This is a genomic window from Bacillus sp. JJ1474 (assembly GCF_036965225.1).
In the GTDB taxonomy this organism is placed as follows: Bacteria; Bacillota; Bacilli; order Bacillales; family Cytobacillaceae; genus Cytobacillus.
This window is the reverse complement of record NZ_JBALPC010000043.1, coordinates 31,841-45,261: the sequence shown is the minus strand read 5'-3', so window position 1 is coordinate 45,261 and position 13,421 is coordinate 31,841. Positions and strand designations below refer to the sequence as shown.

Sequence of the window (13,421 nt, the reverse complement as noted above, 5' to 3'; positions counted from 1 at the left end):
CATTTTTTACTAAATATTCATGATTTTAGATGGGTTTTAATGTTTTGTGTATCTTTTAATTGGAATAATGATAGATCTTATTACTTAGTTTAATGGATTTATATTTATGTAACATTATTAATATTTTTACATTTTAAAGGGGTGTGAAAATGGCTGGAATGTTTGAAGAAAATCAAGTGCAGCCATGGATTAATTCGTTGAAAGAGTTATTTAAAATTGGTCATAAAAATTATCAGTCATTTTTAGGAATGGAAAAGGATATTCAGGAGATTAGCTCTTTCCTTGAAGACTATTCTAATCTAAAATTCGCACTTGATGTTTCAGCAATCGTAGCTGTTACGAACATTAAGGGAGAAATTATTTATGCTAACAACAAATTCTGTGAGCTTTCAAAATATAGCCGTGAGGAGTTAATCGGAAAGGATCATCGTATTCTGAATTCAGGCCATCACGATAAGCAATTTTTCAAAAATATGTGGACCAGTATTAATAAAGGAGAAGTGTGGGAAGGTGAGGTGAAGAATAAAGCAAAAGACGGGTCTTTCTATTGGGTAAAGACAACCATCGTGCCATTAAAGGACCTCTCTGGTAAAACGACTATGTTTATTGCCATACGTACTGATATTTCAGAAGGGAAGTTTGCGCAAGAAAAACTATTAACGGCCTTGCAAAATGATTATCAGCAAATTGTTGCCTCGATGAATAATCTAATCTTTAAAGTAGCTAAGGATCATGATCATTATGTATATACACTCAATGAGGGGCAATTAGCAAATAAATTAGGTTTAGAGAACGGAAATATGAAGAATAAAAAGGTACATGAAATATTTCCTAAAGAGATAACCGAAAACCTAATTCAATATTATCATCAGGCCTTTTTAGGCCGCCAAGTTACTTATCAATATCCATTTCGCGGGAGACAGATATTAACTCATTTAACGCCAATTTATGAGCATGGAGAGATTAAAGAAATTCTTGGCTGCATGAATGATATTACTGAACTGCATCACGCCCAGCAGCAAGTTGAATATATGGCCTATCACGATATACTATCTAGTCTACCTAATAGACGAAAGTTTAGCGATGATTTAAATCACTTAATCTCAATTTCCCAAAGTCGAAATGAAAGAATTGCTTTATTATATCTCGATCTTGACCGATTTAAACAAATAAATGATTCTTTCGGTCATGCAGTGGGAGATCAATTAATTACAAAAGTTTCCTTTTTGCTTAAAAAAGCTCTCTTCCAAAAAGCACAAATTTACCGTTTTGCTGGAGATGAATTTATTATTCTCTATCCAAAAATTAATGATTATGAATGCGCAATACATTCGGCAAATCAAATACTTTCTATTTTTGATCAATCAATCATGCTATTAAACAATTTGGAAATTTTCACTTCATGCAGTATTGGAATTAGTATTTTCCCTGACCATGGGGATGATTGTGAGACATTATTAAAAAATGCGGATGCAGCGATGTATAGGGCGAAATCAAAAGGCCGAAATACATTTAATATTTATGAAAAAGATATGTCTCATTCACAGGAGAAAGCGTTATCAATTGAATATCATTTACGAAATGCCATAGAGAATGATGAATTTGAACTTTATTTTCAGCCAAAGATGAACTTAGTTTCGAAAGAAATTAATGGGATAGAGGCTTTAATACGCTGGAATAACCCTGATCTCGGAAAACTCTCACCTGATGATTTCATTCCTACTGCAGAGGAAACTGGATTTATTCATAAATTAGATAAATGGGTGTTGGAAAAGGCTTGTAAGCAAAATAAGGAATGGAATGAAACTCTTTTTTCCAAGCCAGTTAAAGTTTCAGTTAATATTTCACCTCTTCATTTCCGACTGCCTAATTTTCACCATGTTATTAAGCAAGTGCTAGATAAAACGGAGCTTGCGCCACATCTTCTTGAAATTGAAATTACGGAAAATAGTTTCATAGATCATGCAGAGGAATGTATTTCATGCCTAAATGAATTGAGAAAAATGGGTGTGACTGTAGCCATTGATGATTTTGGCAAAGGGTATTCGTCACTAAATTATTTACGGAAATTTCCAATTCATTCCTTGAAAATTGATCGAACGTTCATACAGGAAGTGGCTAAGAATTCAGATGATATTGCTATTGTAAAGGCTATTACACTTCTTGCACATGAATTGAATCTAAAGGTTGTTGCTGAAGGGATAGAAACGGAGGAAGTCATTCATATATTAGAAAAGATCGGTTGTGATGAAATTCAAGGATATTACATAAGCAAACCACTGCCAAAGCAAGAGTTTGAAACGGTATTCAGCCTTTAAAATAGCAGCATTCGGTTTTTCTGGACAAGTTTCCGATATTGCACTTTTCCTGTCCAAAAAATTTTTATATATCTTCTATTCATTGAAAAAGGGAAAAAGACTATCGCAGATTTTGCATATTTATTCCATTAGTGAGAATCCTAAGGAAGTGATAATTTTCGGTAAAAAATATAGGTATTCGTAGTTATCTAAAGGAGTCTTTCATTTGGAAATTCTTAATCTTTTATTAGACACCTATGCTTCTTTTTTTGATTGGGAAATGTGGGCCAAAGTATTGTCTGATCCTGTATCATGGGGCTATATAGGTACATTAGTTATACTAGAAGGTTTATTATCTGCGGATAATGCCTTAGTTTTAGCTGTAATGGTCAAGCATCTTTCTAAAGAGCAGCAAAGAAAAGCTTTAACTTATGGATTAATCGGTGCTTATTTTTTCCGATTCATTTTTATCGGTCTTGGAATGCTGTTAATTAAGTTCTGGTGGATAAAGGTTCTGGGGGCTGCTTATCTAGCTTGGATTGTCATTAAGCATTTCTGGATGGGTGAAGACGATGAAGAAACAAGTGGCATGAAAAAAGAAAGCTGGCTCGTCCGCACAATCGGAATCTTCTGGGCAACGGTTATTTCGGTAGAACTGATGGACTTAGCCTTTTCTGCTGACAGTATTTTAGCTGCCTTTGCTGTTTCGGAAGAAGTATGGATTTTATTAATCGGGGGCATGCTTGGCATATTAATGATGCGGACCGTTGCTAAAGTTTTTCTTGTGCTAATTGAAAAAGTACCTGAATTAGAAAACACTGCATTTATTCTGATCGCAATTATATCAGCCAAAATGTTTGCTAGTGTATTTGGAATTGAATTACACCATTTAATCTTTTTCGGAATTCTGATTTTAGCTTTCATAGGAACTTTTGTAATCCATAATATTAATAAGAAAAAACAGGATGAATTAAAATCGGCAGAAGAGTAAGAAAGAAGTTTCTTAAAAAATTTTCAGACCAAATCGAGGGGTTTGGTCTTTTAATATTTCCATTTCATATCAAAAATTAATCTTCATTCTAGATTTATGTGTTTGATCCAAGTGGGATAAACGTCTTTTCTGCAGGAGTTATTAAGATAATTGAAGTTTAGTTGAAGAAAAACAGGTGTTTTTGTATATCGGAGAGAATATAAATAGAAATTAATATTTCAAGGTGGTAGAAAAATGGCAATGTCGGATTATTATAAAAACCTCCGAGAAAAAGTCGGTAATGAACTTATTTTTATGCCAAGTGTAACAGGAATTGTTCGAAACAATTTGGGTGAAATTTTATTACAAAACAAAGGGAATGGCGAGAAGTGGAGTCTTCCTGCTGGTGCAATTGAACTTGGAGAAGCACCTGCCGAAGCAGTTGTTCGTGAAGTATGGGAAGAAACGGGATTATATGTTGTGCCAAAAAAGTTATTAGGCGTATTTGGTGGGAAAGACTTTCGTTACGAATATCCTAATGGTCATCAAGTGGAGTATATCGGCTATATGTTTGATTGCGTTATTCAAAGTGGTGAATTAGGTCCAATTGATAACGAAACTGCTGAACTACAATATTTTAGTCCCAGTAATATGCCTGAACTTGCTTTACCTTACCCTAAAGCTTTATTTTTACAAAAGGAAAATGATGGAATTTATTTCCAATGGGATGAACAGTGGTTAAAAAGTCTTTTTCAAATATAAAAATTTTATATTGTACGAATGGTTCCAAGAGATCAAAAGGAGAAAATTCACAGATGGTATAATCGTAAAATGGGGGTAATTGTATGATATTAGAAGCTGCAATGCTGCAAGTTAAGATAGGTATGGAAGTGGAATTTGAAGAAGCATTTCGTGAAGCATCAGAAATTATTTCATCAATGAAAGGGTACATATCCCACCAATTACAACGATGTATAGAAGTTGAGGGGAAATATTTATTACTTGTGAAATGGGAAACTTTAGTTGATCATACAATTGGATTTAGACAATCAAAAGAGTATCAAGAATGGAAAAAACAATTACATCATTTCTACGACCCATTTCCAATAGTTGAACATTTTGAAAATGTACCGATTTAAAGGATATTGAACAAGCATACGTTGGGTTCTAGTTGTTGTTTTTATATGTATCTATACTAGGTTTCTATTAAGCTAGAAAAATGCGTTTCTACAATAAGTGGAGACTCTTTTTTTACTAACGTGAGTTTAACAAGCCTGAAAGAAAATATTTGCGTAAGCTATCTTTTTCGTCATAGAAGGTTCCCAAAAATTTTTCTCACAAATTAATAAAAATATTCAAAATTTATTATAAACATGGTAAAATATACCTAAAATTAGTGTTGGAGGGTTTTTAAATGGGTGAAATAGTTTGGGGGAGTCCAGCTAGCTTATTTTGTTTAGGGTTTTTCTTAGCGGGGTTAGGAGTTTTTATTAAGTTGTCGAGAATGCCGAAAAAATAAGGTTCTATCTATTTAAACAAAACATGAATGTAGAAAATGGTTGCTATGGCAGCCCTTTTTCTTTGTAAGTGCAAAGATTGTGAAGACTATTAAACTATCTAGTGCAACAGATATAATATTAGTATTACTCATCATCGTAAACATACAAACAAGTTTAAAGGGTTGAGTCTTTGCTCATTTTTAGTTGAAAAAATGTTGTCTTGCTAGTACGATTCATAAAAAAATTTCAAGTAACAGGGTGCTTTGCTTTAACTGGGAAGGCCCTTTTTAATTTAATTGATGTGACAAATTAGTTATTGGGATGAATTTTATTTTAAATATTCTGTAAATTATTTATAATAAAATTGAGCGAACGCTCAACCATAATGGTGTAGGAGGGATACCGTTTGAAAAAATCTAGGATTATTTTTTTTGAAAGAAAATTTCCAAGTGCAAACATGGTTCTAATTCAGGATCAGCTCCCGATTCTTATTGATACTGGTTTTGGGAGTGATGTGAAAGAAACTGAGCAACTAATAAAAGATCATGGTGTTTCACCAGAAGAATTACACCTTATAGTGAACACACATTATCATAGTGACCATGTAGGTGGGAATTTTCATCTTCAAAAAAATTACAATGTGAAGATTGCTGCTCATAAATGGGATGCCGAAATTATTAATTCTTGTGATCCTGAAGCCTGTAGTGCGGAATGGTTAGATCAGCCTGTAGAACCTTACCGAGTAGATAGGAAACTTTCAGATAACGATGAAATTTATACGGGAAGTAGAACTTTTAAAGTCTTGCACACACCGGGACATACGTTAGGGCATATTTCTTTATATGATCCTGAAGAAAAAATATTAATTTCCGGGGATCTATTTCACAAAAATGATATCGGCTGGTTAAATATCTTTCGAGAGGGTGTTGCATCGATCCATCGATCTATCGAAAGTCTGGATCGGCTGTCCAAGCTCCAGATAAAACAGGCATATTCAGGACATGGACCACAAATGGAGAATCCTCATGCTGCCATTGATTTTGCAAGGGAACGGTTTGAAAAGTGGCTAAAGGCACCAGAAAAAATCTCATGGCATGCCTGCAAGAGGATTTTTTCATTCACCCTAATCATTAAAAACGGATTGGCAAAAGAAGAAATCGATCAGTATCTTCTAAATTGTGGTTGGTTCCAAGACTTTGCACGTTACACTTTCCAGCTTCAGCCTGAGGAATTTATACAAATTCTCCTCGATGAAATGATTCGTTCCGGGGCAGCAAGCTGGCATAACAATCATTTAATGGCCACTGCCCCATATCAACCGCCACAAAAGGAATGGATGAATAAGGGTATTAAGCCAAAAGATTGGAAACCTCAAGATTTTCTGTCATAACTAAAAGGGTGGGACGCTATTTTATTTCTATCTAGACTTGGCGGACATCTGTTCCTTTATTTGAGCAAAAATGAATTAATTCCTTATGTTTGTGGACATAGGTTCCGCAATTTTGTAAAAAAGCAGTAATTTCCTGTGTTTTTTCGTAAATAGTGCACTCAATGTCCGCTCAAATTATTAAAATAATTGAAAATAAAAAGGGGAGAAAAGAATTGTCTTTAACAGTAGGCGATATTATTACATTTGAACGGAAATTCACAAAAGAAGATGTGGAATTGTTTACAAAAATATCTGGGGATGAGGGGAATCACCATATTCATCCTGATGAACAAGGGAGGCTTGTCGTTCAAGGATTGTTGACTGCTACATTACCAACAAAAATTGGCGGAGATAACAACGTACTCGCTCGTACGATGAATTTTGAGTTTTTGAGACCAGTTTTTACAGGAGATACGATCATTTGTGAAGTAACAATTGAGCAATTCGAAAAACAGAATAATAGAACTCGTATCTCTGCTTCCTTTTTATGCAAAAATCAATATGAGAAGGAAGTGCTGAGCGGGGATTTTTCAGGAGTGATACTATAATTTTGTCTTGAACGATCCAACCATAACTCCGCAACAAACGACAAAGAACTTGGAAATAACCAAAGGTATGGAAATAGTTAGCGAGTACATATCCTTATGATAAATCGGAAAGACTCTTTTCGAAATAAATAGAGCATATTGTTCAAATTAATGTTACAGTTAGAAAGAAAAATTTTAAAAGTGAGAAGGAAAACAACATGATTGAGGTAAAAACATCTTCACTAAGTAATGGAGAATTCAATAGAGGGGTATTTGCAACATGTGATATCAAAAAAGGAGAGCTTTTACATGAAGCGCCTGTCATTTCATATCCAAACGACCAGCATCAGTACATTGAGCAGACCCTACTCGCTGATTACGCTTTTGAGTATGGGAAAAATCATTCTGCGATCCTTCTTGGTTATGGAATGTTGTTTAATCATTCTTATGAACCCAATGCTATTTATGAGATTAATTTTGAAAATCATACATTCGACTTCTATGCTTTTACAGATATTAAAGCAGGAGATGAGATTCTAATCAATTATAACGGTGATGTTGATGACAAAGATCCATTGTGGTTTAATCAGGACTAAATGGATAGAAAGATATTCAATATTACGTCTGCTTAATAGTGTGACAGATCATGTTATAATGAGAAACTTATGATAATTACAGATTTTGCTCAATATGGACGGATGCCGGAAGGGTAAAATAGAGAGGTGTAAGAGCATGAATAAACGATGGACAATCGGTAAAATTAAAGAATTTGTTGAGAAAAATTCGGATAGTAAGTTGCTAGCAACGGAATATCACGGTTTTTCTCAGAAGTTATTATTTAAATGTGCATGTGGCAGCAATTTTGAAAAAACATTTACGAAGTTTAAAAATAATCACCAACGCAAATGCGACGTGTGCCAACCGCCTAAAGCGTCACGCTAAATGTATAGAGAATAAACGAAGTGCAGATTAAAAAAAGCAACGCTTGGAAACTAATTCCAAGCGTTTTAGTAATAACTATTCAAATCTATGAACAAATTATTTATTGATTCCATCTGATACATTTAGCTTTTCCACCTTCACCCGTCCGGAAAAAAAGGTTGCTCCGCCGCCCATATCTGAAATCCGGTCTGGTGTAAGTGAGTTTACATGGTGTTTTTTACCCGGGGTATCTGCCCATAATCCTTGAGAAACGACCACACCCGGAAGGACCAAATCTCCAACAGCTGCCTTTAGTTCACATTCTCCGCGATTATTCCAAACCCGTACAGTCTCTCCATCTACAATATCTAATTCATGTGCATCCTCATGATTTAAATGAAGCTTAGGATCCTTTTCTAGGGAAACATGCTTCTCATTATTGGAAAAAGTTGAATTCAAGAAATTATGATTAGGCGCTGGAACGAATAAAAATGGGAAATCTTCATCTTTATGAATTGGTATATAGGTTGGAAGAGCCGGATACCCTTCTCGCTTCATTTGTTCAGAATAAAGTTCAATTTTTCCGCTTGGTGTTGATAGCTTTCCAGGAAATAATGGTTTGACATTTGCCTTCATATATTGCTGTTCAACTAAGCCCTCAAAACTTATGGCATCAATATAAGGATTAGTTGGATTATCTAAAGATTGTCTGATCATGTCCTCTTCCGTATCTTTAAAGGCTTGTTCATGATAGCCCATCCCATCCGCAAGCAAACGGAAAACATCAACATTCGATTTTGCTTCTTCATGAGGCTCGATTACGGGCTGTTGCAATTGAATGAAATGGTGCCAATACGAGCTATAAAAGTCCATATTTTCAAAGGATGAGGTTGCTGGCAGCACAATGTCAGCGTATTTTGCCGTTTCTGTCATAAATAAATCATGAACAACAACAAATAAATCATCACGCTCTAGTCCTTTTCTAACTTTATTACCTTCAGGGGCAACAACAGCCGGATTAGAGCTATAAATATATAAGGACTTAACTCGTGGCTCCAGCTCTAAGAGAGCCTGGCCAAGCTGGTTCATGTTGATTATCCGTGTGTTTTTGTTTTCCAATAGTTCTGGACGTTGCAAAGCCTCGGAATTATGAGCTAAATAACTAGAATTCCCCTTAATAGCGCCACCGCCTTTTTCCAGCCATTGTCCGGTTAAAGCCGGCAGACAGGCGATTGTACGGATGGCCATCCCGCCATTATCATGATGTTGAAGTCCATTTCCAATTCGAATATAAGATGGAGAGGTTTCCCCGTACATACGTGCAAGTTTATAAATATCCTCAATAGGTACACCCGTGATTTCAGAAACTGCAGTAGGATGATATTGCTTAACATGCTCACGGAGTTCATGGTGACCGACTGTAAACTCCTGTAAAAATTCCTCATTTACTCTATTTTCATCAAATAAAATATGCATGATTCCAAGTGCTAACGCAGAATCTGTTCCTGGAAAAATTGGAATAAACCAATCAGCAAGCCGTCCAGTTTGGTTTTTATGAACATCTATTACAACGATTTTTGCTCCATTTTTTCTAGCCTTTTGTGCAAGTGCGACCTGATGCATATTTGTGCTCACGGCATTAACGCCCCAAAAGATGATTAACTTTGAATGTATGGTTTCCTCTGGATCGATTCCAAAACTTCCGCCCATTGTGTACTTATAGCCTACTGTCCCAGCCGACTGACAGATCGTGCGGTCTAGCTGTGATGCACCAAGCCTGTGAAAAAAGCGGCGGTCCATTCCTTCCGCTGTTAAATTGCCCATATTTCCGTAGAAGCTATAGGGAAGTATGCTTTCAGGTCCGTCCGTTTGGATGAGTTCCTTCCAGTGTGAAGTTATGGTGTTAATCGCTTCCCCCCAGCTAATTCTTTCAAACGATTCTGTTCCTTTCGGGCCTGTTCTTTTCATCGGATATTTCAATCGGTTTTCATCATTAATACGTGCTGTCATGTTACGCACTTTGTTGCAAATATTCCCTTTCGTGACGGGATGATTAGGATCTCCGTCCACTTTTACGATTTTTCCATCCTCTTTATGTAGAAGAAGTCCACATTGATCCGGGCAATCGAGGGGGCATACAGATGGGAATACACCATTTCGCTCATGTACAAAAGAGGGCATGGGTTAGTCTCCTTTATAAGTAGAATAAGATTTTGTTTAAATAATAATATCATAGAATAGATTTCTAGGAGTAGCAACAATTGCTCCTGCAAGTTTGATTTCAAACAATAGCACAATTTGGAATAATTTTGTTATGATTTACATGAGTAGACATTAATAATACTGATGGAGGATTGACATGTATAAATCAGCCGGCAAGAAAATTAGAGAAAGAGGATATACAGTAGGTACATTGAAAACTGGCAAGAAAAATTGCATTACAGATGTAGAAGGTGTAAAAGTAGGTCATGTAACACTTAATTTTCCAATGGATGGGGAGGATTACGCGTGCACAGGAGTGACGGCGATTCTTCCACACGGCGGTAATCTTTTTCAAGAAAAGGTTGTTGCTGCAAGCTATGTTATTAATGGGTACGGGAAAACGGCTGGACTCATTCAAGTGAATGAGCTAGGTGTTATAGAATCCCCTATTATGTTAACAAATACATTTGGCGTCCCAGCAGTAACCCAAGGGACATTAGAATATATGCTTGAAATGAACCCAGAGATTGGGGATACAACAGGAACGATTAATATTGTTACAGGCGAATGTAATGATGGAATCTTAAATTCCATTCGAAAATTCCCTGTACAATCTAGTCATGCGATTGAAGCCATTACATCTGCAACAATAAATCTTTCACAAGAGGGAGCAATAGGTGCTGGCAAGGGAATGGTTTGCTTCGGATATAAAGGAGGGATTGGAAGTTCCTCGAGAGTGATTTATGATGAATTGGAAAAAAAGGAATACATAATTGGGTGCATGGTTTTAACAAATTTTGGCTCTAAAGAAGAGTTGCCAAAGGAAAAGTTTTCTCATGGGGAGCTTAATGGTAATAGTATTTCGAAAACATCAGATGGATCGATCATCATCGTGCTAGCAACAAATATTCCTGTAAGTGATCGGCAGCTTGAGAGGGTTGCAAAGCGGTGCGGCATCGGTCTTGGTAGAACTGGAAGCCATTTTGGCCATGGCAGTGGGGATATTGTTATTGCTTTTTCAACTGCTAATACAATTTCTCATTATTCCAAAGAGAATTATGATACAGGAAGATTCATTAGGGAGGACCAGCCAATCTTTAACCAAATTTTTACTGCAGCTGCTGAGGTCACGGAGGAAGCGATTTGGAATTCTCTATCACAAGCTGAAACAACTCACGGAAGAGAAGGAAAAGTGGTAGAGGGACTTTTTCAGGTTTAGACTAAAAAAACAAATTTCTTCCAACTTTCGACCTAAATTCCTAGTGGCTTGGCTGATATTTCGACATTATTCTTCCGTTGTTTTCAGATTTCACTCTGTCGGAAGTAGCATCTTTCAAATGCTTTTTAGGAAGAAATAAATAATAGAGGTGTTTTGCACTAAATTTTAATGACTGTGGGGATCAATATAAGTGACAGATCCCCCATAATATATATATTTTATACATTTTTTCCCTATTATTGGATAAATATCTACAATTGATATAGCCTATTTTGTCAAACAATTAGGTCAGTCACTCTATTAACATAATTTCTCTCAAATCGTACAATGAGCGTGTAACATCAAATCGGAATTGGGAGGAACGTTTATGAGCTTAAAAAAGAAGGTACTTTCTGTTTCATTATCAAGTTTAATGGCATTAGGGGCAGTAACAGCTGTTTCCATGCCCGTACAAGCTGTTGGGAATGGGCCAGGTGCTGGGAACGGTTCAATTCAAACATCAATTCTTCATACATATGATAGTTTAGTTGAATATCTGAAAACCCAGGATGCTAAGCAACAGGCAATGGAGCTGGAGGTAATTGGCCAAACTGTCAAAGGCCGTGATATTTACATGGCAAAATATATTTCGAATCCAGCTAACCCGACTATTTTATTTCTAACTCAGCAGCACGGAAATGAACAGCTTACAACTGAAGGGGCTCTAGAATTTATTAAACATCTGGGAACAGGGAAGACAAAAGGTGTGCTCGATAATGTAAACGTTCTTATTATTCCGATGTTAAATGCCGATGGAGCGATGGGAGATGTTGATTTCTCACTTGAAAATTATTTAGCAGATGGAGATCGACATTTAACACGCTACAATGCTAATTATGTTGATTTAAACCGAGAGCATGATAAAGCTCCTAGTCAAATGGAGCCTGAAGCAAGGGCTTTGCATGAAAATGTTCTTCAAAAATACGAGATTGATTATTTGATTGACCTGCATCACCAAGGAACGCTAAGTGAAACAGAAGGGCAGCTTGTTTCTGGTTCCATCCTTTATCCGACTAGTCCAAGTGTGAAACCAGAAGTGTTAGAAGGATCAAAAAAGCTAGGATCAGTCGTATTTAATGCGATTCAACCTACAGGCTGGGGGCATCTTGGAAAATATTCTGGAGGCTCGACTAATAATATTGGACGTAATGGAATTGCTGCATATTATGATATTTCTACTTTATTGTTTGAAATGCGCGGCATGTCTGATCATTATATTGAATCTTATGCGATTGGCCAAAAGAGTAATGGCTATTTAATTAAACAAACGATTACTACACTAGATGCAACTGTTCGTGCAATCGCTGACGGATCAATTGAATCAGCCGATACAAGCTTCTGGGATACACTTCCTACACAAACAAATAGACAAAGTGAAGAATCCGATGAATAATATGTAAGTTTGTAATAGATCGTTCCGATTAAGTAAAGAAAAAAAATCTCAATTAACATTTTAATCAACAGATAAATCGCATAACAAATTAATAAAAAATAACGCTCGGATTTGAGCGTTATTTTTTACTTTTTAACTAAATGCGGACATTAAATCCGTTAATCTCATTAAAAGACCTAATTTAAGGCGTAAGCGGACACTAAGTACATTAATTACGAAAATATACAAGAAAATACTGCATTTTTACAAAATAACAGACCCTTAGTCCGCAAACATTATGGATTATCTAACTTTATCAAACATTACGGAACTGGTGTCCGTAAGCGCAGTTTTACAAGACGACAATCGTTTTTGTCTCATTATTGCAGGAACTTTCGATTAATGTTAAAGCGCTTGTCAGACTAACTCATTCCAATCCCCGTAATCGCCGCTGCCGTTACAGCCTGGACAATCGAGTAAATTGCCATAAAAGGCGAATTCATTCGCTGGATAAGGCATAAAGCCTCTTCCATAGCATTCAGGACATTTGTTCATGTCCTTCATTTGGGCAACATGGTTTTCATACCTTGCTGCTCTCCAATCATTAAATGCTTTCACTAGGCCCATTTTTGTCCCTCCTATCGTTTTTTTCTTATTTTTTATTAAAATCACTAATTTTATACAAGGTTAATACTAAAGAAACTCGTTTTATTTCTGAAAAGCATAAAATGGGGCTTGAAGCTGTAAGCTAAATATGAGGGGATTTACAGAAAAATATTATATGGGATGGAGTCTTTTAAGATGAAGATACTAGGTATTTCAGGAACAATTATTGGGTCAAAAACTGCCGTTTTAGTAGATTCAGTGCTTAAAATAATCAAAACAAAACACCCTGAAATTGATACAGAACTTCTTGATTTACGAAATTATGAAGTAGAATTTTGTG

General features: G+C 35.9%; 12 protein-coding genes and 1 pseudogene. 11 read left to right on the top strand and 2 right to left on the bottom strand.

Annotated elements, in window-relative coordinates; all coding sequences use genetic code 11:
- Positions 1–149: 149 nt before the first annotated feature.
- From V7164_RS06860 to V7164_RS06825, 8 genes are all read left to right on the top strand, one after another.
- A complete protein-coding gene (locus tag V7164_RS06860; protein ID WP_335353731.1) occupies positions 150–2,318 on the top strand; it encodes a sensor domain-containing protein in 2,169 nt (722 codons plus the stop codon).
- Between the two features lie 205 nt (positions 2,319–2,523).
- The gene (locus V7164_RS06855; protein ID WP_335353730.1) at positions 2,524–3,288 is read left to right on the top strand and encodes a TerC family protein; all 765 of its coding nucleotides are present in this window, start codon (positions 2,524–2,526) and stop codon (positions 3,286–3,288) included.
- A gap of 234 nt (positions 3,289–3,522) precedes the next feature.
- Positions 3,523–4,029 carry an NUDIX hydrolase gene (locus V7164_RS06850; protein WP_335345397.1) on the top strand — a complete coding sequence of 169 codons (507 nt, stop codon included), beginning with the start codon at positions 3,523–3,525 and terminating at the stop codon, positions 4,027–4,029.
- 83 nt (positions 4,030–4,112) lie between these two features.
- Positions 4,113–4,406, top strand: a complete 294-nt coding sequence (locus tag V7164_RS06845) for an antibiotic biosynthesis monooxygenase family protein (protein ID WP_335345398.1) — start codon at positions 4,113–4,115, stop codon at positions 4,404–4,406.
- A 766-nt stretch (positions 4,407–5,172) separates the two neighbouring features.
- Positions 5,173–6,156, top strand: a complete 984-nt coding sequence (locus tag V7164_RS06840; protein ID WP_335345399.1) for an MBL fold metallo-hydrolase — start codon at positions 5,173–5,175, stop codon at positions 6,154–6,156.
- 212 nt (positions 6,157–6,368) lie between these two features.
- Positions 6,369–6,743 carry a hotdog domain-containing protein gene (locus V7164_RS06835; protein WP_335345400.1) on the top strand — a complete coding sequence of 125 codons (375 nt, stop codon included), beginning with the start codon at positions 6,369–6,371 and terminating at the stop codon, positions 6,741–6,743.
- 197 nt (positions 6,744–6,940) lie between these two features.
- Positions 6,941–7,318 (top strand): SET domain-containing protein, encoded by a 378-nt coding sequence (locus V7164_RS06830; protein WP_335345401.1) that lies wholly within the window; start codon positions 6,941–6,943, stop codon positions 7,316–7,318.
- Between the two features lie 136 nt (positions 7,319–7,454).
- On the top strand, positions 7,455–7,664 hold the full coding sequence (locus V7164_RS06825; protein WP_335345402.1) for a hypothetical protein: 210 nt from the start codon (positions 7,455–7,457) through the stop codon (positions 7,662–7,664).
- 96 nt (positions 7,665–7,760) lie between these two features.
- Here V7164_RS06825 and V7164_RS06820 read toward each other — a convergent pair whose 3' ends face one another.
- The gene (locus V7164_RS06820) at positions 7,761–9,824 is read right to left on the bottom strand and encodes a molybdopterin oxidoreductase family protein (protein WP_335353729.1); all 2,064 of its coding nucleotides are present in this window, start codon (positions 9,822–9,824) and stop codon (positions 7,761–7,763) included.
- Between the two features lie 178 nt (positions 9,825–10,002).
- Between V7164_RS06820 and V7164_RS06815 the strand changes: the two genes are divergently transcribed.
- Complete coding sequence (locus tag V7164_RS06815) at positions 10,003–11,064, top strand: DmpA family aminopeptidase (RefSeq protein ID WP_335353728.1); 1,062 nt, start codon at positions 10,003–10,005, stop codon at positions 11,062–11,064.
- A gap of 367 nt (positions 11,065–11,431) precedes the next feature.
- Positions 11,432–12,496 (top strand): M14 family zinc carboxypeptidase, encoded by a 1,065-nt coding sequence (locus V7164_RS06810; protein ID WP_335353727.1) that lies wholly within the window; start codon positions 11,432–11,434, stop codon positions 12,494–12,496.
- Positions 12,497–12,892: 396 nt separating this feature from the next.
- On the opposite strand, the gene V7164_RS06805 is transcribed toward V7164_RS06810, so the two are convergent.
- Complete coding sequence (locus V7164_RS06805) at positions 12,893–13,102, bottom strand: methionine aminopeptidase (protein WP_335353726.1); 210 nt, start codon at positions 13,100–13,102, stop codon at positions 12,893–12,895.
- Positions 13,103–13,276: 174 nt separating this feature from the next.
- Between V7164_RS06805 and V7164_RS06800 the strand changes: the two are divergent.
- A pseudogene (locus V7164_RS06800) lies at positions 13,277–13,421 on the top strand (NADH-dependent FMN reductase); the annotation flags it as partial.